Origin of the sequence: Paraburkholderia steynii, assembly GCF_900100565.1 — a bacterium.
Classification (GTDB): domain Bacteria; phylum Pseudomonadota; class Gammaproteobacteria; order Burkholderiales; family Burkholderiaceae; genus Paraburkholderia; species Paraburkholderia terrae.
Window position 1 is genome coordinate 686,586 of the sequence record NZ_FNDI01000001.1, and the last position, 20,315, is coordinate 706,900.

A 20,315-nucleotide genomic window follows, 5' to 3' on the forward strand; every position below is an offset into this window, starting at 1 on the left:
CGGCGTGAACCCGCCACCCAGCACGTGTAGCAAAAGCACCGCTTACTGCGATTTTGCGTCCTTCACCTTCGCGTCAGCGTTCGCCTTGTCAGCGTCGGCCTGCGCGTCAGCCTTCTTCTTGTCGGCCTTAGCCTGCGCGACATCCGCCTTCTTGTTGGCCTTCGCCTGTTCCTTGGCGGCCTTGTTGTCGGCATGCGTCATCGGCTCGGTGGCGGGATCGTGCGTCGTCTGCGCGACCGCGAGCGTCGTCATGCTGCCGGCGATCAGGGCCGCGCACAGCGCGCTCATCGTCTTGCTAGTCTTTTTCATCTTGTCTCCCTCTTTCCAACCTCAAAAGCTTGCAGGCGGTCACAGCGCCTGTCGCGTCACAGGCGCCGGAAGCCACTCATCAGTTATGCGCTTCGCCCGATGCCGCCGCGCCGGTCGGCTGGCCCTGCATCTCGGCCTTCAGTTCGTTCGACGCAGCCGCCTTGTCGGCCTTCTTGTTGATCTTCGCGTTGCTGACCTGGTCCTTGTAGGCAGCCTTCGCGGCCTTCTGCTGATCCTTCATCTGCTGCTTCGACATCTTTTTCTGCGCGCTGTACTCGGCGTTCGCCTGAGCGTCCGCGTTGCGTTTCTGGACGAGCGGGTCGGTCGAGCCGGGTGCCGCCAGGTTCTGCGGCGCGGGCGTCGGCATCTGGACGCCTTGGGCGGCGGGTGCGGCGGCGGGCGCCTGCTGGACCTGAGCCTGGGTGGACAGGTCCGCGGAAGGCTGGGCCGCCGTCTGGGCGAATGCGGCAGTCGACGCCATCGCAGTGAGGGCGGTACCGATCAGGAGCGTACGGAGCTGGGTCATGGCAATCCTCTCTGAAGTTTGTCGATATCGGCACGCGGGCGGTGCGGTCGGCTTGAATCGGCCGATGCCGTGCCTGCGTTTTCAGCCTGCCGAAAAAATTCAGCAGGCCATTCCACAGACCGGGCTTTTGCGAGTGAAGTTCGCCATGAAAGACGTCTGTTACTCAACGTTTCATTTCCTGACAACTGAATAACATCTGCTTGCAAATGCTCCGGCGCGTAGCCATTCACTCGCACCCGGACGTCGGGCGCCGCGCGATGGCTTATCATGCGAGTCGCTTTTCAACGACCCTGCCGGCCACCTGTCGATCGCAACTGCCATGCCCAACCTCGATTTCACCCTGACCGGCGACTACGTCGAACTCCACAATCTGCTGAAGATTACGGGCCTTGCGGACAGCGGGGGATCGGCGAAAGTGATCGTTGCGTCGGGTGCCGTGACCGTCGACGGCCGGGTCGAAACGCGTAAAACGTGCAAAATCCGCGCGGGGCAGGTCGTGCTGCTAGGCGACACGCGGATCGCCGTCCACGAGGGCTGAAGTTCGACCGAGCCGCCCGGACTGTGCCGCAAGGCCGCGAGAGATGCGGCTGGCATCAGTCACCAGAATTTCGCCGCCGCAAACCCGCACCAAAAATGTGCCTGTTCATCGACAGCGCCGCGTTCCCGCAATAAGCTGTCCGTCTGGACAGAAAAACAAATGGCGCGCGGCACACTTGCCGAGCGCGTCGCCCTTTCGCGCAACAGCGCTTCGAACATGAATCCAACCGGAATGTCCCGCGCGCTCAGCGGGCCGCCCACTCTTTCGCGTCACGCCGCCGATACGGCGCGTCTCGCCGCCCCGCTTGCCATCGCGCAGCTGTCGCAGATGGCGATGAGCGTCACCGACACCGTGCTGCTCGGTTCGCTCGGCCCCGACGCGCTCGCGGCGGGCGGCCTCGGCGCGAATCTGTTCTTCGTCGTCGTGACGCTGTTGCAAGGCGTGTTGACGTCCGTCAGCGTGAGCGTGTCGCATGCGCGCGGCGCGCAGGCCGAAGATCGCGTGCCGCATATCTACTGGACGGGCTTTTTGCTGTCGTTGTTGCTGGCCGTGCCGGCGTTCGTGCTGCTGTCGTTCGCGGCGCCCATCATGATGGCGTTCGGCGAGCCGGCGCTGCTCGCGCACAACGTCGGCGAATACTGCGCGGCGCTGCGCTGGGGCGCGCCTGCCAGCCTGATCGGGATTGGCCTGATGCGCTCGTTCCTGCCGGCGATCGGCGCGGCGCGACGGCTGCTATGGGTGTCGATTGGCGGCGTGTTCGTCAACGGGTTCCTGAACTATGGGTTGATCCATGGCGCGTACGGCTTGCCACGAATCGGGTTCCTCGGGTCGGCCGTCGCGACGACGATCACCGTCTGGCTCACGGCGCTCACGCTGATGGGTCTTTTGCATCTGCGGCCGCGCTTCCGGCATTTCGTCACGGCCACGCGGCCGAACGTGCCGTTGATGGGCGAGTTGTTCGGTATCGGCTGGCCGGTGGCGATCACTTATGGCGTCGAATCGATGCTGTTTCTTGCCACGGGGCTGATGGTTGGGCTGCTTGGCGAATCGCAGCTGGCGGCGCATCAGATCGCGTTGAATGTGGCATCGGTGGCGTTTATGGTGCCGCTTGCGATTGGTCAGGCGGCGAACGTGCGCGTCGGGTTCTGGTCAGGTGCGGGGCAGCCGCTGGCCGCGCGGCATGCGGGGTTCGTCGCGCTGGGGCTGGGGGTCGGGTTTATGTGTCTGTCGGGGCTGTTTTTGATTACGGCGCCGCGGTTCATTGTCGGGCTGTATTTGCATCTCGATGATCCCGCTAATGCGCCGACTGTGGCGCTGGCCAGTTCGTTGCTGGGCGTGGCGGCGATTTTTCAGATCGTCGATGGAATGCAGACGGTTGGGTCTGGGTGCTTGCGTGGGCTGAAGGACACGCGGGTTCCGATGATTGCTGCTGCGTTTGGGTATTGGGGGATTGGGTTTCCGACTGGCTATACGCTCGCATTTCATTTTGGGCTCGGAGCGCGGGGGTTATGGTGGGGGCTCGCTGCTGGGCTCGCGAGTGTCGCGGTGTTGATGACGTTGCGGTTTCATCGCAAGAGTTTGCGGAGTGTGGGGGTGGGCGGCGTTGCCGCAGGGGAGTGATTTTTTTGGCTTCGCGGCGCGGGTGGTTTGGTTTGCTTGTGTTTGCGCTGGCATCCGCGCCATGCCTTCGCGCTTCAAGCGTCGCCCCTGTGCGGGGCGGCACCTACTTTTCTTTGCCGCCGCAAAGAAAAGTAGGCAAAAGAAAGCGGCTAACACCGCCAGCAGTTGTGTTTTGCCTGAGGGCCCCCAAAGGTTCCTACGCTTCACACGGCAATCACGTCATTCATGCTCGTTGCCAGCGCTCTTGCGGTACGCCTCACCCGCTTCACGCAACCGCAATCCAGCATGCCGCGCCAGATAGTCCACGGCCGCCCAGGTGGCAAACTGTGTGTCGGCCCCTTGTGCTCCACACGCATCACTTCGGACCGATAGCGCACGCCTCGATGTAAGAGCGCCGAGTTATACGACGCGACAACCTACACACAGTTTGCCACCTAGGCGGCACATGCCATTCGCTGCCGCTGGCCCGAGTACGGGCATTCGAAGCGGGTGAGGCGTTCATTCGAAGCGTTAACAACATGCGCTGAACGGAGACGCCGCCGTATGAAGCGTAAGAGCCGTTGGGGGCCCTCAGGCAAATACTAGAACTGGCGGTGTTAGCCGCTTTCTTTTGCCTACTTTTCTTTGCGGCGGCAAAGAAAAGTAGGTGCCGCCCCGCACAGGGGCGACGCGTGAAGCGCGAAGGCAAAGCGCGAATGCCAGCGCAAAAGCAAAAAACCCAAACCAGAAACGCCTCGACCGCGACAGGTAAAATGCCCGCCGCATCCAGGCGAAAAACAAACCCCAAGGACCACATCAATGCTTGCCCGCATCACCCGTCTTTTCCCGCTGTGGGCCGTATTGGCCTCAGTAACCGCGTACTTCTCGCCGTCTTCCGTAACCGGCATCGCCCCTCACGTCACCACGCTCCTCACGATCATCATGCTGTCGATGGGCGTCACGCTGTCCATCAACGATTTCCGCCGCGTCTTCACGCGCCCCGCCCCCGTCGTCGCGGGCATCGTGCTGCATTACCTCGTGATGCCACTAGCCGCGTGGGTGATAGCAAAAGCGCTGCACATGCCGCCCGACCTGACAGCGGGCATGGTGCTGGTAGGCAGCGTCGCAAGCGGCACAGCATCGAACGTAATGATCTATCTCGCGCGCGGCGACGTCGCGCTGTCCGTCACGATCAGCGCACTGTCGACCCTCGTCGGCGTGTTCGCGACGCCGCTGCTCACTCGCCTGTATGTCGACGCCTCGATCGCCGTCGACGTGCATGGCATGCTCATGAGCATCCTGCAAATCGTCGCACTGCCGATCGTCGTCGGCCTCGTCGTCAATCATCTCGCTGGCAAGCTCGTGCGCAAGATCGAACCCGTGCTGCCGCTGGTCTCGATGGTCTCGATCCTGCTGATCATCGCAGCCGTAGTAGGTGGCACGCAGAAAAGCATTGCGTCCGTCGGGCTCGTCGTCGCGCTGGGCGTGGTGCTGCACAACGGCATCGGCCTGCTCGGCGGCTATTGGGGCGGACGTCTGCTCGGCTTCGATGAGGCCGTCTGCCGCACGCTCGCGATCGAAGTCGGCATGCAGAACTCGGGCCTCGCCGCGACACTCGGCAAGCTCTACTTCACGCCGATCGCCGCGCTGCCGGGTGCGCTGTTCTCCGTGTGGCACAACCTGTCGGGCTCGATGCTCGCAGGCTACTGGGCCGGCCGCCCGGCCAAAGGCTCGACCGCCGATCAGGACGCAAACGCGCTTGCCCGCGAACGCGTCTAAAGCCTGTCTAACGCTTCCCTTTCCGTTTCTTCCTGACACGCGGGCGCGCTTTTCACGCCGCGCCGCGTGTCACGGCCGCATTTCCCCGCCAGAAGCCGTCCCCGCTCATCGAATCCAGGCACGCGCGTTGCAGAGCCAGATTGCGTCGCTATCCGACCCGCATTAACGATTGCCCGTAGAATGGTCCGGTCGATGGACGACGCCACGACGACCATCCGTGCCGCTCAAGTGGAGGAACAAGCGTGTCGGCTCATAACACGAACGGCGCCACCGCATCGCAGCATCAGCATGAACAACGCAGCACCCGCATCTCGCGTCACGCGCCATGCCCAATGTTGATGCGCGCGTTCGCGCTCATCGTGTCGGCGATGCTGCTGGCGGCATGCGCGACGCGCCCCCCTGCCACCGCGTTCGACCGCCCCGTCACGCACGCGCTCCCCGCCACCGACACCACGCCGCTCGCCACCGCGCTCGCCGCGCCCGAGCGCGCACATCCGGACCAGTCGGGCTTTCGCGTGCTGTCGGACGGCACGGAAGCGCTGCAGATGCGCATTGCGCTGGCGCGCGCGGCGACGAAGACCCTCGACATGCAGTACTACATCGCCGAGGAAGACACGACAGGCAAGCTGCTGCTAGCGGCCGCCCTGTACGCGGCCGATCACGGCGTGCGCGTGCGGATGCTGGTCGACGATCTGAACTTCAAGGACATCGACCGCGTGATGGCCGCGCTGAACTCGCACGACAAGATCGAGATCCGCGTGTTCAACCCGTTCGGCAGTTCGGAAACGAGCTTCTATCAGCGCAGCCAGAACTTCTTCACGCAGATCGGCGCGTTCACGCGGCGCATGCACAACAAGGCGATGATCGCGGATAACCAGATCGCGATCGTCGGCGGCCGTAATCTCGGCGACGAATACTTCAGCGCGAGCCCGACGCTGCAGTTCCGCGATATCGACGTGCTCGCGGCTGGCCCGATCACTTCCGACATTTCCGCAAGCTTCGACGCGTACTGGAACGACAGCAACGCGTACCCGTTACGTGCGCTGAACAAACAGAAGTTCGATCCGCACGAACTCGACGACATGCGCGACGAACTGCGCGCGCACTGGCGCAAGAACGCCGACCCGTACAACGCGAAGCCGCTGAACGCGACGCCGCTCGCCGCGCAGATCGCGAAAGAGGAACTGGGCCTCGTGTGGGCGAGCGCCGAGTTCAAGGTCGATTCGCCCGAAAAAATGAAGCTGCCCGCCGATCAGTACAAGAGTCCGCCGATGCAACGGCTCGTCGAACTGATGCACGGCGCACAGCAGGAATTCCTCATCACGTCGCCCTATTTCGTGCCGCACCAGGCGGGCGTCGATGCGCTCGGCCAGCTCGTGAAGCGCGGCGTGGCCGTCAAGGTGCTGACCAATTCGCTCGCCGCGACGGACGCCGTCGCCGTGCAGGCAGGCTACGGCCCGTATCGCGTGCCGCTGCTCGAACGCGGCGTGCAACTCTATGAATTCAAGCCCACGCCCGGCGACGCGGCGCCGAGGGCAGGCCTGTTCGGCTCGCAATCGAAAGCGAGTCTGCACGCGAAAACCTATGTGATCGACCGCAAGACGCTCGTGATCGGTTCGATGAATCTCGATCCGCGCTCCGCACACCTGAACACGGAGCTTGCGCTCGTGATCCACAGCGCACCGCTCGCCGACCAGGTCGCCAGACTGTTCGATCAGGCAACGGCGCCCGCCGTCAGCTATCACGTGACGCTCGCGACGCCGTCCGAGCTGGCCGTGCTGCGCTACTCCGCGACGCCGCAGGCGAAGCTCGTCTGGACCGACGAGGAAAACGGCCAGCTGCGCCACTACAACCTCGATCCCGGCGCGGGCTTTTACCGTAACGCGCTGACGGGTCTATTCTTGTTGCTGCCAGTCGACGAGCAGTTATAACGGCGCAGTCTCACGTGCAGACAGATTGCAAACTGAGTGCAGAGTGCGCCACTTTCCCGGAAGCCTTCCGATCACCTAGTCAAGCGGAGTAGAACATGACCGAAGATGTACGCATGGAACGCGATACGTTCGGCGAAATCGCCGTGCCGAACGCGAAATTGTGGGGGGCGCAAACGCAGCGTTCGCTGCAGAACTTCAAGATCTCGACGGAAAAGCAGTCGCCCGAACTGGTCACCGCGCTCGCCATCATCAAGCGAGCCGCCGCCGAAGTGAACCTGAGCCTGGGTGTGCTCGACGCGACCAAGGCGAAGGCGATCATGGCCGCCGCCGACGAGATCATCGAAGGCAAGCATCCCGACGAATTTCCGCTCGCGGTCTGGCAGACGGGCTCCGGCACGCAGACCAACATGAACCTCAACGAGGTGATCGCCAACCGCGCGAGCGAGCTGATGGGCGGCGAGCGCGGCGAAGCGCGCCTGGTGCATCCGAACGACGACGTGAATCGCGGGCAATCGTCGAACGACGTGTTCCCGACAGCGATGCACGTGGCGGCGGCCGTTGGCATCGTGAAGCATCTGCAGCCGGCGCTGAAGGCGCTGCGCGAGACGCTCGATAAAAAGTCGAAGGCATTCGCCGATATCGTGAAGATCGGCCGCACGCACTTGCAGGACGCGACGCCGCTCACGCTCGGCCAGGAATTCTCCGGCTATGTCGCGCAGCTCGATCACGGCGCGAAGCATGTCGAATCGGCGCTGGCGCATCTGTATGAACTGGCGCAAGGTGGCACGGCCGTCGGCACGGGGCTCAACGCGCATCCGAAGTTCGCCGACGAAGTGGCCGCTGCGATCGGCCGTCTGACGGGCCTGCCCTTCGTGTCCGCGCCGAACAAGTTCGAAGTGATGGCAGCCGCCGACGCGCTGGTGTTCGCGCACGGCGCGTTGAAGACACTCGCGGCGAGCATGATGAAGATCGCCAACGACGTCCGCTGGCTGGCGAGCGGTCCGCGCTGCGGCCTCGGCGAGCTGTCGATTCCCGAAAACGAGCCAGGCAGCTCGATCATGCCGGGCAAGGTGAACCCGACGCAATCCGAAGCGGTGACGATGCTGTGCTGTCAGGTGTTCGGCAACGACGTGGCCGTCAACATCGGTGGCGCGAGCGGCAACTTCGAATTGAACGTGTTCCGGCCGATGATCGCGCACAACGTGCTGCAGTCGGTGCGCCTGCTCGCCGACGGCATGCACAGCTTCAACGACAACTGCGCAGTCGGCATCGAGCCGAACCGCGAGCGTGTCGATCAGCTGCTCAATGAATCGCTGATGCTCGTGACGGCGCTCAATCCGCACATCGGCTACGACAAGGCCGCGAAGATCGCCAAGAAGGCGCACAAGGAAGGCACGACGCTGAAGGCCTCGGCGCTGGCGCTCGGCTATGTGACGGAACAGCAGTTCGACGAATGGGTGCGTCCGCACGACATGGTCGGCAACGCAAAGCCCTAAAACCCTTCCCTCCCGCGAGGCTCTCTTTGCGAGCGTGCAGAGAGCCTCGGCGTGCAGGCTTGCTTTACACCTTGCCCTGTGCGACTTCCTCGGGCTTCAGGTCGACGATCGCATCGAGCGCGGCCTTCACGTCCATCGCGTACTTCGCGAGCGCCTTGTGTTCTTCCGTTTGCGGCTCGAACGACGGCACGGGCACGGGGCTGCCGTTCTCGTTGACGGCGACCATCACGACGAGGCAGTCGGTGGTTTGCAGCAGTTCGCCGCCTTTCGGATCGCCGGCATAGACGGACACATGGATGTGCATGCTGGTCCGCCCCGTCGCGACGACGCGTGCGCGCAGTTCGACCAGATTGCCGACGTGAATCGGCCGGCGAAAACGGATATTGCCGACGCTGACCGTCACGCAGTAGCGGCTCGACCAGACGGCCGCGCACGCGTACGCGGTTTCGTCGATCCATTTCATCAGCGCGCCGCCATGCACCTTGCCGCCGAAATTGACCGAGGTCGGTTCGGCGAGGAAGCGGAACGTGGTTTCTGAACGATCCAGCGGCGCAGCGGTTGGCGTGCTCATCTTGACTCCGGTCAAACAAATCGAAAGGAGCCGATTATACGAGCGCAATAAGGCGGCCGCTGTGCTATCGGGCTTTGAGCCACATTTGACGCGCGCGAGATGTCGTGAAGCGACGCCCGAGCGGCTTTAGATTCAGCGCAGCGCGGACGCAAAGCGCTCGCGGTAATCCAGCGGCAACACGCCGAAGCTGCGCATGAACGCGCGCCGCAAGTTCTGCTCGCTGCCGAAGCCGCAATCGAGCGCAATCCGCTTCAACGGGCGGCGCGACTCGGCCAGCGCCCGCGAGGCCGCCTCCAGCCGCATCGCCGACACGGTCTTCGCGGGAGTACGGCCCACTTCGTCAACGTAGCGGCGCGCGAACGTGCGCGGACTCATGCTCGCTTCTTCGGCAAGCCGCTCGACGGACAGGTCGCCGTTCAGGTTCGACGCCATCCAGCCGTGCAGGCCGTCGAACGCACCGCCCGCCGATGCCTGCGCCGCGAGCGCCGCGCTGAATTGCGACTGCCCGCCCGGCCGCTTGACGAACACGACGAGCCGCCGCGCGACCTGCATCGCGACGGGATGCCCGTAATCCTCCTGGATCAGCGCGAGCGCGAGATCGATGCCCGCCGTCACGCCCGCCGACGTCCAAACGGCGCGCGAATCGTCCTCCACACCGACGCCGTTCATGGGCTCGCGGATAAAGATCGGCTCGGCATCCACATGCACGCGCGGGAAACGCTCGGCAAGGCGATGCGCGTCGCGCCAGTGCGTCGTCGCGCGACGTCCGTCGAGCACGCCCGCCGCCGCCAGATAAAACGCGCCCGTGCATACCGAACAGACGCGCCGAACGTGCGGCGCGCGCCGCGCGATCCAGTCGATCAAAGCGGGCTGCAGCGTGCGCGGATCGTCGACGGGGATGCCGGGGACGATCAGCGTGTCGATCGGCTCGTCGTCGAGTGCATCGAGACGCTGCGTGACAACGGGCAGGCCGGGAAACGTGTCGAGCACGCCGCCGTCAATCGACGCTACCGTCGTTCGATATGCAACGGGTGAAACACGTTCGCCAGATACCGGCGACACGCGGCGCGCGTCCCGCATGGTCAGCTCGGCGCGATGAAACGCTTCGAGCGGACCACATGCGTCGAGCAGTACGAGTTCGGGCGCGACGGCGAACACTATGTGGCGAACCTGCGGCGCGGGCGTGTCGAAGGTGTAGTCGGAAGCGTGGGACATCAATGGATCCTTAAACGGCATGGCTGGACCGTTCACATGCCCGATGCCGCAACCACGCGTCTGCGCGACCACGCAAACGCGATCGTTGCCAGCGCGGCGAGCACGAGGAACGGAAAAATCGCCACGTTGATCGCGGCCCAACCGAGATGCGCGAGCATCTGCCCCGCGCACAGCGAGCCGAGCGCGGAGAACGCAAAGGTGGTGAATTCGCTCGTCGCCTGCGTCTTCGCGCGCTCGGACGGCCGGTACGATTGCGCGAGCAGCGTCGTGCCGCCGACGAACATCAGGTTCCAGCCGACGCCGAGACACGCGAGCGCCGCATAGAAATGCGGCAGGTCGGTCGAGCGCAGCGCGAGCACGCCGCACAGCGCCGACAGCACGATGCCCGCGCCGATCACGCGCAGCACGCCGAACCGCGCGATCAGACGCGCCGAGAAAAACGACGGCGCGAACATGCCGACCAGATGCCACTGGATGATCTGCGCGCCATCGCCGATAGAGTGCCCGCACGCGACGGCGGCGATCGGCGTCGCCGTCATCACGAACATCATCACGGCGTAACCGAGCGCATTGTTCGCGAGCGCGGCCACGAAGATCGGCTGCCGGACGATCGCGCGCCAGGGCCGCGCGGGTTCTCGGTGCGCGGCGGCGTCCATGTGCGGCGCGGCATCGCGGTAGAGGCTCGCCAGCAGCGCCATCGACAGCAGGCCGAGACCCGTCACGAGCGCATAAGAACCGGCGAACGCGACGGGCGCGAGCCAGTCCTTGCTCCAGGCCGCCAGCGCCGGGCCGAGCACGGCTGCAACGACGCCGCCCGTCAGAACCGTCGAGATCGCGCGGCTCTTGGCATCGGCGGGAACGGCGTCGGCGGCGGCGAGCCGGTAGTACTGCGCGAAGGCCTGAAACACGCCGACGGTCGCCGTGCCCGCGCAAAACGCCCAGAAGCTCTGCTGAAAAATCGCGTACACGGAGATCGCGCCGCCCGCCGCGCCGATGGCCGCGCCGAGCAGGAAGCCCGCGCGACGGCCGATCCGCGCCATCAGGAACGACGCAAAAACCGTCGTCAGCGCGGCGGCGACGGTGATCAGCGAAAACGGCAGCGTGGCGAGCGACTTGTCGGCGGCGAGCGTGTAGCCGACGAGACCCGTGAGCGTCAGATCGATCGATACCGACGATGTGTAGAGCGCCTGACAGACGGCGAGCACGCGCGCGGCGCGCCGGCCGTGCGGATCGGCGTGGCCCGGCACGTCGCTGCGGACGGCGGAAGCGGTGGAAGGAGACGGCGGCATCGGTGGCCTCGAGGCTGGGTGACGATGTCGGCATCGTCACATCGATCGCACTGGCAGAAAGGCCAATGATGCATCAATTTCTGCCAGATGCGCACACGCGATTCGCGCGGATACGCCGGGTGCCGCGCGCGTATCACTTGCGGAAGGTGACACCTTCGTCGATCGTGCCGTACATCGTGATGCTGCCCGACCCGGCCGACGACGAGCCCGAGCCGCCCTGCGCACACGCGCTGCAAAGGACGACGGCGATGACCACGGCAAACAGGATTTTCATAACTGCGTTGTTTCGCTAACGGAAGGATGCCCTTTTGATTCTAGCCTGGCGGCTTTGACGACCGCAGATTGCCTCGCCCCGCGGCGCACGCGAGAATGCATCCGACGCTTCACGACAACCTGAAACATCGAATGCACGATGCGCCTAGAGTGGAGCCATGACAAGCGAACCCGGAAACAGGAGACCCTGATGGCCGCCGCACTTCACTCCGAACCGAATCACTTTCCCGGCCTGAGCCGCATCGGCGCGCTGCTCGCCGATCCTGGCCGCGCCGCGATGCTGTGGGCGCTGATGGACGGCACCGCGCGTCCCGCGGGCGAACTGACGCTGATCGCGGGCCTGTCGCCTTCGGCGGCGAGCGCCCATCTCGCGCGGCTGACGGACGGCGGGCTGCTCGCGCTCGAAGTGCGTGGCCGGCATCGCTATTTCCGGATCGCGTCGGCGGAAATCGCGTCGACCATCGAGGCGCTCGCCAACGTCGCGCAAGCCACGGCCCCGCAACGCGCCGTACCGCGCCCCGCGCGCACCGTGCCCGTCGACATGCGCTACGCGCGCACCTGTTACGACCACATGGCGGGCGAAGTGGCCGTGCGGGTCTACGAGCGGCTCATCGACGGCGGCCTGTTGACGGTCCATGGAGACGCGCTCGAAGCGACGTCTGACGGCAAAGCGCTGCTCGCGCAATGGGGCATCGACGTGTCGCAGCAACGTGGACGCCGCCGGCGCTTCGCCTGCACCTGCCCGGACTGGAGCGAGCGCCGCCCGCATCTCGGCGGCGCGCTTGGCGCGGCGCTGCTCGACTCGTGGTCGTCGCAGGGCTGGGTCGAGCGTACTGACCGGCCGCGTATCCTGCGCGTGACGCCCGTCGGCCATCGTCAGTTCGACGCCTTTCTCGCCCACTGACGAACGATTCGTCCGACTAAAGCGATCCACGCGACAACTTTTGTTACAGCGCCGTCTGGGTGGCTTACAAATGAGAGCGCCTTGAAACAGGGGCCGAAGGTACAGTGATTTCACACGGCGCCGCCCGACGCGGCGCCCGATGGAGCGACAACCATGAAATCACTCGCCACACCCGGCACGACATCCCGACCCGCTAACCCTGCCCTTCGACGCGACGCGCGTCGAGGCTCGCTCGTGGCGCTCGCCGTCGCGAGCGCGCTGACTTCGCTTGCGTTGCAGAGCGCCGCGGCGCAGGACGCGCCGCCGCCCGCGAACTACGCGCAAACCGCACCGGATAGCGATCCGCCCGGACGTATCGCGCGCCTGAACTACATGGCGGGCACGGTCACGACCGAACCAGCGGGCGCATCCGACTGGTCGTACGCGCAGGTCAACCGCCCGCTCACGACGGGCGACCAGTTGTGGAACGACAAGAATGCGCGCTCGGAACTGCACATCGGATCGACAGCCGTGCGCATGGGCGCGCAAACCAGCCTCGACATCCTGAACCTCGACGACAACAGCGCGCAGTTGAAAGTCGCGCAAGGCACGCTGTCGACGCGCGTGCGCGCGATCGCGCCGGGCTCATCGTATGAGATCGACACACCGAACCTCGCGTTGGGCGTGAACAGCCCCGGCGATTACCGCGTCGACGTCGCGCCCGACGGCAGCAGCACCACCGTCACAGTGCGCAGCGGCAGCGCGACCGTGTACGGCGACAACGGCCAGGTGCCCGTCGGCGCCGGGCAGCAGGTCACGTTCACGGGTACGAGCCTGCAGCAGGCGGCCGGGAGCGGCGCGCCCGGAGCCGATCCATTCGATCAGTGGGCAGCGAGCCGCGATGCCGCCGAGGAGCGCTCGGTGTCGGCGCGCTATGTGTCGCGCGAGATGCCCGGCTATCAGGATCTCGATGCGAACGGCACGTGGCGGAACACGCCGCAGTACGGGCAGGTGTGGACACCGAATCAGGAGCCCGCCGGCTGGGCGCCGTATCGCGACGGCCATTGGGCCTGGCAGGCGCCATGGGGCTGGACATGGGTCGATGACGCGCCGTGGGGCTTCGCGCCGTATCACTATGGCCGTTGGGCCTATGTCGACGATTCGTGGGCGTGGGTGCCGGGACAGGCCGCCGTCAGCGAGCCACCCGTGTATGCGCCGGCCCTCGTCGCCTTTGTCGGCGATGGCGATGGCGGCGGCAGCGACTGGGGCGTGAACCTCGCTGTCGGCGGTGTGGCGGCGGCGGGTCTCGCGTGGTTTGCGCTCGGACCCGGCGAGCCGTGGCATCCGCACTGGGGCCGCGACCATGACTGGAGCCCGCGCTATTACGAGCGAGTGAACAACACGGTCATCGTCAACAACCGCGTGGATATCCATAACAACATCCACAACACGTACATCAACTATCGGGCGCCGGGCGCCGTGACGGCGATGCCCGCGACGGCGTTCGTCCATGGACAGCCGACCAACCGCTTCGCGCATCGCGCCGATCCCGCGCAATGGCGCAACGCGCGCTTCAACGCGGGCGCGCCGGGCATCGCGCCCGTCAGGCAGAGCTTCGGGCCGGGCACCCGCAACGCCGCTTATCGGCCGCCTGCGAATGTGATGGCGCGGCCTGTCGTCGGTACGCGTAATCCGGGGGTTCCCGCTGCGTTTCATGACCGGCTCGCGCAGAACTTCGCGCAAGGTGGTCATGGACGCGTGCCGGGCGCGGGCGAGCCGATCGTTCATACGTCGGTGCCGGCGCGCTTCGGCGCGCAGACGATCGGCGGGAATGCGCCTGTTGCGAATGTTCGCGTCGTGCGCTCGCATGCGCCGGGGCAGATGCCCGGCGCCATGCCGGGTGCGCCGATGGCGGGTGGTGCAGGTGGTCCGCGCGCTCAGCGGCCCGGCGGCAGCGCACCACAGGGCAATGGGCAACCGCAAGGCGTGCCGGGACACGGCTTCGTACCTGGACAGATGGCGGGCGCGCCCAATGGCCAGCGGCCAGGTGGCGGCGAGGTACGGGGCAATGGCCAGCCGCACGCCATGCCAGCACAGACGGGGAATGGCATACCGCGTCCGCCGCAATTTGCGGGTGGCCGCCCGATGAACGGCATGCCGCAACAGCCGGGTCAGCCCGGAAGCGCGCAACGGCCCGATATGGCCACGGGTCAGCAGCGTGAGCCCGCGTGGACACAGCAACATGCGCCGATGGCGCAGCAGCATGGCAATCCGCAGCAGCCCGGCGCGGCGCAGACGCCTGGACAGCGTCCGCCTACGCCACAGCCTGGTCAGGTCGCGCAGCAGCAGCGTGAGCCAACGCAGAGACCGGGGAATAGTTTCGGCGGCGGCGTCGTACAAGGGCAACAGCCGCATGGCCAGGATCAGCGCGGGCAACCCGCGCCGATGCAGCAGGCTCAGGCGCAACCGCGTCCGGAGATGCATCCTCAGCCGCAGGTCCAGCAACCGCAGGTCCAACAGCAACCGCGGGCCGACATGCATCCGCAACAGCAGGCCCGTCAGGAATTCCATCCGCAGGCCCAACCTCAGCCGCGTCCGGAGGTTCGTCCGCAGCCGCAGCAACCGCAGCAGCAGGCGCGTCAGGAAGTCCGGCCGCAGCCGCAACCTCAGCCACGTCCGGAGTTTCATCCGCAGCCGCAGCCACAGCAGCAGGCTCGCCAGGAATTCCATCCGCAGCCGCAAGCTCAGCCGCGTCCGCAGCCTCAGCCCCAGCCGCAGCCTCGTCCGGCGCCGCAGCAGGTGCAACAGCCGCATCCGCAACCTCAACCCCAGCCTCAGCCGCATCAGGACCAGCGCACGACGGGTGGCGGACACGACGAGCATCATCGCGGGTAAGAACCAGCATCACGCCACAAACAGAAACGCCCGCCGCGATTCGCGGCGGGCGTTTCTCGTTCAACTCGAAGAATCCCGTCTACCGATCAGATCGCCATCGGCGCCGTCAGCGGTTCATGGTGGCGGTAGCCGACCAGCGAGAAATCAGACGGCTCGATCCTCTCCAGCCACTCCGGCTCATAGACGCCTGTCTTTGCATACTCGGGCACCCGCTCCGAAATGGCGAGCTGCGGGCTTTCGTACGGATCGCGCATCAGTTGCTGCTGCAACATGTCGAGCTGATTCTCGTAGATGTGCGCATCGCCGATGAAGTACGTGAACCAGCGCGGCGTATAGCCCGTCAGGCGGCCGACGAGGTGCAGCAGCGCCGCCCCTTCCGTCAGGTTGAACGGCGTGCCGAGCCCGACGTCGTTACTGCGGATATACAGGCACAGCGAAATCTCCCGCTTCGCGGCGTTCGGCAGGAACTGATAAAGCAGATGGCAAGCCGGCAGCGCGATTTCCTCGAGCACGGCCGGATTCCACGCATGAAACAAAATTCGACGATCGGACGGGTTTTTCATGATCGTGTCGAGACACTGGCGAATCTGGTCGATCGCCTTGTACAGCAACACCTTCTGCACGCCGTCTTCCTGGAACTCGGTGACGGGCGCATAGCCGCGCGATGCCGCATCTTCCAGCTGCGCGCTCGCCGTCGCGTCGAGCACCTTGTAGGCGGGCCACTTGCGCCACTGCACGCCGTACACGTCGCCGAGGTCGTCCGGACCTTGCCGGTAAGGATTGGCGAGCCACTGGGCGTTTTCGTTCGCGTTCCCGTCCCAGACCTTGCAGCCGAGCGCGCGGAAATCGGCGGCACTGCGCGATGCGCGCAGAAAGCCGATCAGCTCGCCGATCGCCGACTTGAACGCGAGCTTCTTCGTCGTCACGGCGGGGAAACCCTGCTGCAGATCGAAGCGCAACATCGCCCCCGGCATGCTGATCGTGCGGATGCCGGTGCGGTTTTCCTGCCAGCTGCCGGTATCGAGGATCGTGCGGACGAGGTCGAGGTACTGTTTCATGCGGGTTCCTTCGGCAGGACGTGGGTGCGCCGGACCGTTTCTGGGAAAACCCCGATTCTAGCAAGCCGGGCGAACGCACGTGAACGCGCAGGTAGCGCCGGGCGGAACGGTCGCAAATGCAACGATCGCAAGTCTGAACGCTTCATGCACCGCAGAACGCGGCATTCAGGAACCGGCGCTTAGCAAACAAAAAAGCCCGGTCTATCGACCGGGCTTTTTGCCCTTACACCAACCAGTTATCCGCGAGGCCGGCGCTTAAAGATGCGGCATCGTCGACGGCATCTCCGCGTGCGGCGCAAGCGGCTCGCTTTCCATATGCCGCATGCCGTGCGAGCACAACAACCGGTACAGCGTGACGCGCGAAATGCCCAGCTCCTGCGCGGCATCGCCCAGACGGCCGCGATGACGCAACAGCGCCAGTTCGATCGCCTGCCGCTCGGCGGCCTCGCGCGCCTGCGCAAGGGACACAGGAACGATTTCGACGTACTCGGCCAGTTCGAGATCGCGCGCCGTGATCGCCCGCCCTTCCGACATCACGATCGCGCGCCGTACGCGGTTGATCAGCTCGCGCACGTTGCCCGGCCAGCTGTAGTTGTGGAGCGCCGCGATCGCATCGGGCGCGAAGCCGCGCAGCCGGCGGCTCGCATCTTTCCTGAAACGTTCGAGCATATGCCGCGCGAGCAGCTCGATGTCCTTGCCGCGCGCGCGCAGCGGCGGCTCGTCGATCTGCAGCACGCACAGCCGGTGATACAGGTCCGAGCGGAACCGCCCTTCGATCATCGCCGTGTTCATGTCGACGTGCGTCGCGGAAATGATCCGCACGTCCACTTCGATCGAGCCATGTCCGCCGAGCCGCTCGACCTTGCGCTCCTGCAGGAAGCGCAGCAGGCTCGCCTGGCTTTCGAGCGGCAGGTCGCCGATTTCATCGAGGAACAGCGTGCCGCCGTTCGCCGCTTCGACGCGCCCGATCTTGCGCTGGTTCGCCCCCGTGAACGCGCCGCGCTCGTAGCCGAACAGCTCCGATTGCAGGAGATGCGGCGGAATCGCACCGCAGTTGATGGGGATGAACGGCGCGTTGCGGCGCGACGAGCGCTCGTGAATGGCAACGGCCGTGAGTTCCTTGCCGGTGCCCGATTCGCCCGAAATGAAGACGGGCGCGTCGGTCATCGCGACCTTGCGGATCGAGCGGAACAGCGCGAGCATCGCGTCGCACGAGCCGACCATTTCGCCTTCCGTGCCGCCTTGCGACGCGTCATTGGACGCCGGTTCGCCAAGCGAAACCATGCCATATGCATGACCCACCGAATCGACGATCCGGTCGCCCGAATAAGGCACGGTAACGTAATCGAAACAATAGTCGCGCACGAGCCGGCGCAATGCGGCGTCCTGCAACTGGCCGGCCATCGTGGTGGCAACCCAGCCGACATTCGGCATGGTCAAACACGATTCAAACGCCGCGATTTCATGCTGCTGAAAACAGCTCGACAGATCGAGCAGACCACCCGCCGCCATCCCCGAGCGTACGGCGCGGCGGGCATCGCGTGCCGAACCGACAACCTCGACATGCCACCCGCGCTCATGAAAACGCGTGTTCAACTCCGCGCTGGGATCTCTTGATACGTAAATCAGTTGCCGCGTGGCGGATTCCATTATTCAGATCCTCTCGTCAACGAACGTTAAGGATGACGGCATGTGCTGATCTGGATTTAGCTTAGAGGCACGCCTATTCGCACGGGATTCGCAAACAGCGAAAACCGAACGGCCATTCCATTCCGTACGGACAGCTGATCCCCGAAAAACGGCGCGTGTATTGAAACGGCCCAGTAGTGGGCTTTTTTAAAAACGTGTGCTGTGGTTGAGAGCTTACTATACGCGCGAGCCGTCGAAAACAAATATGCGAATTAAATCGTTCAGCCTTGTCCGGTAAGGGTTTGCGGTTCATCAGCATGCTCATTGGGGACCGATTAAAACGGTGGAAGCGCATTCACCATACTTTTTTATCAACGTACTACGCATGGCTCGCGCTTAACGCATAGATTTGAAATCCGCGTGTTTTCTGGTCCAGGTTTCAGACCTGAAACGTTTACGTCCGATTTTACTCGACGGAGACCCGCACCATTTCGCCACGTCCAATTGCACCAATGGATTGCGACAGATGGCACACGTTTCGCTAAATGTCCCGCACCAAGGAGAGACATCATGCGACTCGTTTTCCGCATCGACTCGAACCACATTTCACTGCTGCCCGCCGGCGTCGCCGTGTGCGTTGCGCTTGCGCTGTCGTCAATGTCAGCCGGTGCAGCCGGTGTATACGCGCAGGAATCCTTCACGGATGCGACAAACGTGACGACGGCGGCATCCGCGCAACAGACAACGGAAGTCGCCGCGAATGAAACATCGAACGCGACCGCGGACACAACGACCGGCGTAGATATTGCTGGCGGCGTCGACTCGACTGGCGCGCAGTTCACGAACGTACCGGCCGACAGCGCGGCGATGAGCGACTTCGCGCTGGACGACCAGGTGCTGGCGCGCCAGCGCGGCGGCGCGGCGGGCATGGTGATGGTCGCGGCGACGCCGCAGCTGATGCGCGGCTCGGCCGTGACGCTGTGGGACGAAATCGCGCCACCGTCGCCGCTGCCCATTCCCATCGATGCCGCGCGCACCGCGCAAGGAAACGTAGCGAACTACCAGCGGAAGTAACACGGCAACACGACGTCGCACGCAAAAGAGACCAGTGCAGACTGTTTCGCACTCCAAACTGGATAGTCGGGGACATACAAAATGATCGCTTCATGGGGGATGCTGTGCCGCCGCGCAATGGGTGCAGCTCGCACGACTGGCGCGCCACGGCTCGCGACACGGCTGGCCGTCATCGCCGGTCTGTGCGCTGGCGGCTTCGCGGGCGCGGCCTTCGCACAGGCCGCGAACCCGGGCGACATCATCGTGCAGCGCGAAATCACCCCGCGCATCGCCTATGCGCCCGTGCCGAAAGATCAGGACCCCGTCAGCGCGCGCGTCTCGACCTTCCCCGCCACCACCTTCAACCCGACGATGGCGCAAGTCGCGTCGGATGCCGACCTGACCAACGCGCACGGCTCGACGGGCCTCGACAGAAACGTCGCGGGCGGCGCCGGCCTGCAGGCCGTCACCCGCATCCTCACGGGCAACACCACGAACAACAACGTCGCGCTCAACTCGGGCGGCATCGGCCAGCCGGCGCCGGGCGTCGGCGGCAACATTTCGGCGTCGGTGACGGGCGCGCTTGCGCCGCTGTCGACCGCACTCGGCGGCGCGCTCGGAGGCCTCGGCAAATGAACACGCTACTTCGCCCGATTCCGCTGACTCCGCTCCTTGCAGCGCTCGCCCTGGTCGCCACGCAACCGTCGTACGCGCAGCAGGTGGGACGCGTGAGCGGCGACGCGAGCATCGCCACGGGCGCCGCCGTCAGCGCGACGGGTGCGATCGCGGTGAACCAGGCCGCGGGCCTGAACAACGCGCAGGTCAACCAGCTGACGATCACCAACGGCGACGCCGTCGGGAACGACAACGCGAGCATGCAGAGCGCCACCGCGCGGGCGCGGGTGCCGAGCGCGCGCGCGTCGATCGAAGGCAACGCATTTTCGAATTCGTCCGGAGCGGTGATGGTGAACCAGTCTGCGGGCGCAGGGAATCTCCAGCGCAACAGTGTGCTGCTCGGCACCGCGGCGCCTGGGGTCGAGACCGTCTCGGATGGGGTGCTGTCCGCGACGGCCGCGAATAACGGCGGTCAGAGTCGGGCGGTCGCACCACAAGGCGTCCGCGAGGCCAGCATTTCCAGCGACGCCTTCAAGAACGTCAATGGAATCGTGCAGATCAACCAGACTGCCGGAGCCGGTAACGCCACGGCGAACAGTTTTGTGCTCCGTCCCCCGGCGGGCACTCTTTTCTAACTGACCACAACTAGTATCGGA

At 65.1% G+C, this 20,315-nt stretch carries 20 protein-coding genes; 11 read left to right on the forward strand and 9 right to left on the reverse strand.

Annotated elements, in window-relative coordinates; genetic code table 11:
• Positions 1–42: 42 nt before the first annotated feature.
• Both BLT65_RS03065 and BLT65_RS03070 read right to left on the reverse strand, forming a co-directional pair.
• Positions 43–309 (reverse strand): hypothetical protein, encoded by a 267-nt coding sequence (locus BLT65_RS03065; RefSeq protein WP_091774607.1) that lies wholly within the window; start codon positions 307–309, stop codon positions 43–45.
• A gap of 79 nt (positions 310–388) precedes the next feature.
• Positions 389–835 carry a hypothetical protein gene (locus BLT65_RS03070; RefSeq protein ID WP_042306842.1) on the reverse strand — a complete coding sequence of 149 codons (447 nt, stop codon included), beginning with the start codon at positions 833–835 and terminating at the stop codon, positions 389–391.
• Here BLT65_RS03070 and BLT65_RS46310 point away from each other — a divergent pair.
• Together BLT65_RS46310 and BLT65_RS03075 are read left to right on the forward strand one after the other, a co-directional pair.
• A complete protein-coding gene (locus BLT65_RS46310) occupies positions 834–1,028 on the forward strand; it encodes a hypothetical protein (protein WP_143036476.1) in 195 nt (64 codons plus the stop codon). The two genes, BLT65_RS03070 and BLT65_RS46310, sit on opposite strands and share 2 nt — an antisense overlap.
• Positions 1,029–1,154: 126 nt before the next feature.
• Positions 1,155–1,373, forward strand: coding sequence for an RNA-binding S4 domain-containing protein (locus tag BLT65_RS03075; RefSeq protein ID WP_054934124.1), 219 nt, complete (start codon positions 1,155–1,157; stop codon positions 1,371–1,373).
• 59 nt (positions 1,374–1,432) lie between these two features.
• On the opposite strand, the gene BLT65_RS47110 is transcribed toward BLT65_RS03075, so the two are convergent.
• Entirely contained in the window at positions 1,433–1,591 is a 159-nt protein-coding gene (locus BLT65_RS47110; RefSeq protein ID WP_167306442.1) for a hypothetical protein, read from the reverse strand.
• On the opposite strand from BLT65_RS47110, the gene BLT65_RS03080 reads away from it, so the two are divergent.
• From BLT65_RS03080 to fumC, 4 genes are all read left to right on the forward strand, one after another.
• Positions 1,590–2,993 (forward strand): MATE family efflux transporter, encoded by a 1,404-nt coding sequence (locus tag BLT65_RS03080; RefSeq protein WP_091774928.1) that lies wholly within the window; start codon positions 1,590–1,592, stop codon positions 2,991–2,993. The genes BLT65_RS47110 and BLT65_RS03080 overlap by 2 nt on opposite strands.
• Positions 2,994–3,791: 798 nt before the next feature.
• On the forward strand, positions 3,792–4,751 hold the full coding sequence (gene panS, locus BLT65_RS03085) for a ketopantoate/pantoate/pantothenate transporter PanS (protein ID WP_091774609.1): 960 nt from the start codon (positions 3,792–3,794) through the stop codon (positions 4,749–4,751).
• A gap of 242 nt (positions 4,752–4,993) precedes the next feature.
• Entirely contained in the window at positions 4,994–6,682 is a 1,689-nt protein-coding gene (locus tag BLT65_RS03090; protein WP_091774612.1) for a phospholipase D family protein, read from the forward strand.
• Positions 6,683–6,777: 95 nt separating this feature from the next.
• The gene (gene fumC / locus BLT65_RS03095) at positions 6,778–8,178 is read left to right on the forward strand and encodes a class II fumarate hydratase (RefSeq protein ID WP_042306831.1); all 1,401 of its coding nucleotides are present in this window, start codon (positions 6,778–6,780) and stop codon (positions 8,176–8,178) included.
• Between the two features lie 64 nt (positions 8,179–8,242).
• Here the strand turns inward: fumC and BLT65_RS03100 are convergent, their stop codons facing one another.
• From BLT65_RS03100 to BLT65_RS47115, 4 genes are all read right to left on the reverse strand, one after another.
• Positions 8,243–8,749, reverse strand: coding sequence for an acyl-CoA thioesterase (locus BLT65_RS03100; RefSeq protein ID WP_042306829.1), 507 nt, complete (start codon positions 8,747–8,749; stop codon positions 8,243–8,245).
• A 132-nt stretch (positions 8,750–8,881) separates the two neighbouring features.
• On the reverse strand, positions 8,882–9,964 hold the full coding sequence (locus tag BLT65_RS03105) for a GlxA family transcriptional regulator (RefSeq protein WP_091774932.1): 1,083 nt from the start codon (positions 9,962–9,964) through the stop codon (positions 8,882–8,884).
• Positions 9,965–9,996: 32 nt separating this feature from the next.
• Positions 9,997–11,253: an MFS transporter gene (locus BLT65_RS03110; RefSeq protein ID WP_091774614.1), complete on the reverse strand. Its 1,257-nt coding sequence runs from the start codon at positions 11,251–11,253 to the stop codon at positions 9,997–9,999.
• Positions 11,254–11,386: 133 nt separating this feature from the next.
• On the reverse strand, positions 11,387–11,527 hold the full coding sequence (locus BLT65_RS47115) for a hypothetical protein (RefSeq protein ID WP_007588226.1): 141 nt from the start codon (positions 11,525–11,527) through the stop codon (positions 11,387–11,389).
• 189 nt (positions 11,528–11,716) lie between these two features.
• On the opposite strand from BLT65_RS47115, the gene BLT65_RS03115 reads away from it, so the two are divergent.
• Positions 11,717–12,430 carry an ArsR/SmtB family transcription factor gene (locus BLT65_RS03115; RefSeq protein WP_091774616.1) on the forward strand — a complete coding sequence of 238 codons (714 nt, stop codon included), beginning with the start codon at positions 11,717–11,719 and terminating at the stop codon, positions 12,428–12,430.
• A gap of 153 nt (positions 12,431–12,583) precedes the next feature.
• On the forward strand, positions 12,584–15,304 hold the full coding sequence (locus BLT65_RS03120; RefSeq protein ID WP_091774619.1) for a DUF6600 domain-containing protein: 2,721 nt from the start codon (positions 12,584–12,586) through the stop codon (positions 15,302–15,304).
• Positions 15,305–15,390: 86 nt separating this feature from the next.
• Here BLT65_RS03120 and BLT65_RS03125 read toward each other — a convergent pair whose 3' ends face one another.
• Together BLT65_RS03125 and BLT65_RS03130 are read right to left on the reverse strand one after the other, a co-directional pair.
• A complete protein-coding gene (locus tag BLT65_RS03125; protein ID WP_091774621.1) occupies positions 15,391–16,362 on the reverse strand; it encodes a thymidylate synthase in 972 nt (323 codons plus the stop codon).
• A 255-nt stretch (positions 16,363–16,617) separates the two neighbouring features.
• Positions 16,618–18,012 (reverse strand): sigma-54 dependent transcriptional regulator, encoded by a 1,395-nt coding sequence (locus tag BLT65_RS03130; protein ID WP_007585822.1) that lies wholly within the window; start codon positions 18,010–18,012, stop codon positions 16,618–16,620.
• Positions 18,013–18,561: 549 nt separating this feature from the next.
• Here BLT65_RS03130 and BLT65_RS03135 point away from each other — a divergent pair.
• The 3 genes from BLT65_RS03135 (at position 18,562) to BLT65_RS03145 (ending at position 20,294) form a co-directional block, all read left to right on the forward strand.
• A complete protein-coding gene (locus BLT65_RS03135) occupies positions 18,562–19,065 on the forward strand; it encodes a hypothetical protein (protein ID WP_042306819.1) in 504 nt (167 codons plus the stop codon).
• Positions 19,066–19,146: 81 nt separating this feature from the next.
• Positions 19,147–19,680 carry a hypothetical protein gene (locus BLT65_RS03140; RefSeq protein ID WP_091774623.1) on the forward strand — a complete coding sequence of 178 codons (534 nt, stop codon included), beginning with the start codon at positions 19,147–19,149 and terminating at the stop codon, positions 19,678–19,680.
• Positions 19,677–20,294, forward strand: a complete 618-nt coding sequence (locus BLT65_RS03145; RefSeq protein WP_091774626.1) for a hypothetical protein — start codon at positions 19,677–19,679, stop codon at positions 20,292–20,294. Before BLT65_RS03140 ends, BLT65_RS03145 begins: the two co-directional genes overlap by 4 nt.
• Positions 20,295–20,315 lie beyond the last annotated feature (21 nt).

What these genes read in the sequence shown, in the direction of transcription:
- BLT65_RS03065 (WP_091774607.1), bottom strand. Translation starts at nt 309, where the DNA reads ATGAAAAAGACTAGCAAGACGATGAGCGCGCTGTGCGCGGCCCTGATC.
- BLT65_RS46310 (WP_143036476.1), top strand. Translation starts at nt 834, where the DNA reads ATGGCAATCCTCTCTGAAGTTTGTCGATATCGGCACGCGGGCGGTGCG.
- BLT65_RS03070 (WP_042306842.1), bottom strand. Translation starts at nt 835, where the DNA reads ATGACCCAGCTCCGTACGCTCCTGATCGGTACCGCCCTCACTGCGATG.
- BLT65_RS03075 (WP_054934124.1), top strand. Translation starts at nt 1,155, where the DNA reads ATGCCCAACCTCGATTTCACCCTGACCGGCGACTACGTCGAACTCCAC.
- BLT65_RS03080 (WP_091774928.1), top strand. Translation starts at nt 1,590, where the DNA reads ATGAATCCAACCGGAATGTCCCGCGCGCTCAGCGGGCCGCCCACTCTT.
- BLT65_RS47110 (WP_167306442.1), bottom strand. Translation starts at nt 1,591, where the DNA reads ATGTTCGAAGCGCTGTTGCGCGAAAGGGCGACGCGCTCGGCAAGTGTG.
- panS (WP_091774609.1), top strand. Translation starts at nt 3,792, where the DNA reads ATGCTTGCCCGCATCACCCGTCTTTTCCCGCTGTGGGCCGTATTGGCC.
- fumC (WP_042306831.1), top strand. Translation starts at nt 6,778, where the DNA reads ATGACCGAAGATGTACGCATGGAACGCGATACGTTCGGCGAAATCGCC.
- BLT65_RS03100 (WP_042306829.1), bottom strand. Translation starts at nt 8,749, where the DNA reads ATGAGCACGCCAACCGCTGCGCCGCTGGATCGTTCAGAAACCACGTTC.
- BLT65_RS03105 (WP_091774932.1), bottom strand. Translation starts at nt 9,964, where the DNA reads ATGTCCCACGCTTCCGACTACACCTTCGACACGCCCGCGCCGCAGGTT.
- BLT65_RS03110 (WP_091774614.1), bottom strand. Translation starts at nt 11,253, where the DNA reads ATGCCGCCGTCTCCTTCCACCGCTTCCGCCGTCCGCAGCGACGTGCCG.
- BLT65_RS47115 (WP_007588226.1), bottom strand. Translation starts at nt 11,527, where the DNA reads ATGAAAATCCTGTTTGCCGTGGTCATCGCCGTCGTCCTTTGCAGCGCG.
- BLT65_RS03115 (WP_091774616.1), top strand. Translation starts at nt 11,717, where the DNA reads ATGGCCGCCGCACTTCACTCCGAACCGAATCACTTTCCCGGCCTGAGC.
- BLT65_RS03120 (WP_091774619.1), top strand. Translation starts at nt 12,584, where the DNA reads ATGAAATCACTCGCCACACCCGGCACGACATCCCGACCCGCTAACCCT.
- BLT65_RS03125 (WP_091774621.1), bottom strand. Translation starts at nt 16,362, where the DNA reads ATGAAACAGTACCTCGACCTCGTCCGCACGATCCTCGATACCGGCAGC.
- BLT65_RS03130 (WP_007585822.1), bottom strand. Translation starts at nt 18,012, where the DNA reads ATGGAATCCGCCACGCGGCAACTGATTTACGTATCAAGAGATCCCAGC.
- BLT65_RS03135 (WP_042306819.1), top strand. Translation starts at nt 18,562, where the DNA reads ATGCGACTCGTTTTCCGCATCGACTCGAACCACATTTCACTGCTGCCC.
- BLT65_RS03140 (WP_091774623.1), top strand. Translation starts at nt 19,147, where the DNA reads ATGATCGCTTCATGGGGGATGCTGTGCCGCCGCGCAATGGGTGCAGCT.
- BLT65_RS03145 (WP_091774626.1), top strand. Translation starts at nt 19,677, where the DNA reads ATGAACACGCTACTTCGCCCGATTCCGCTGACTCCGCTCCTTGCAGCG.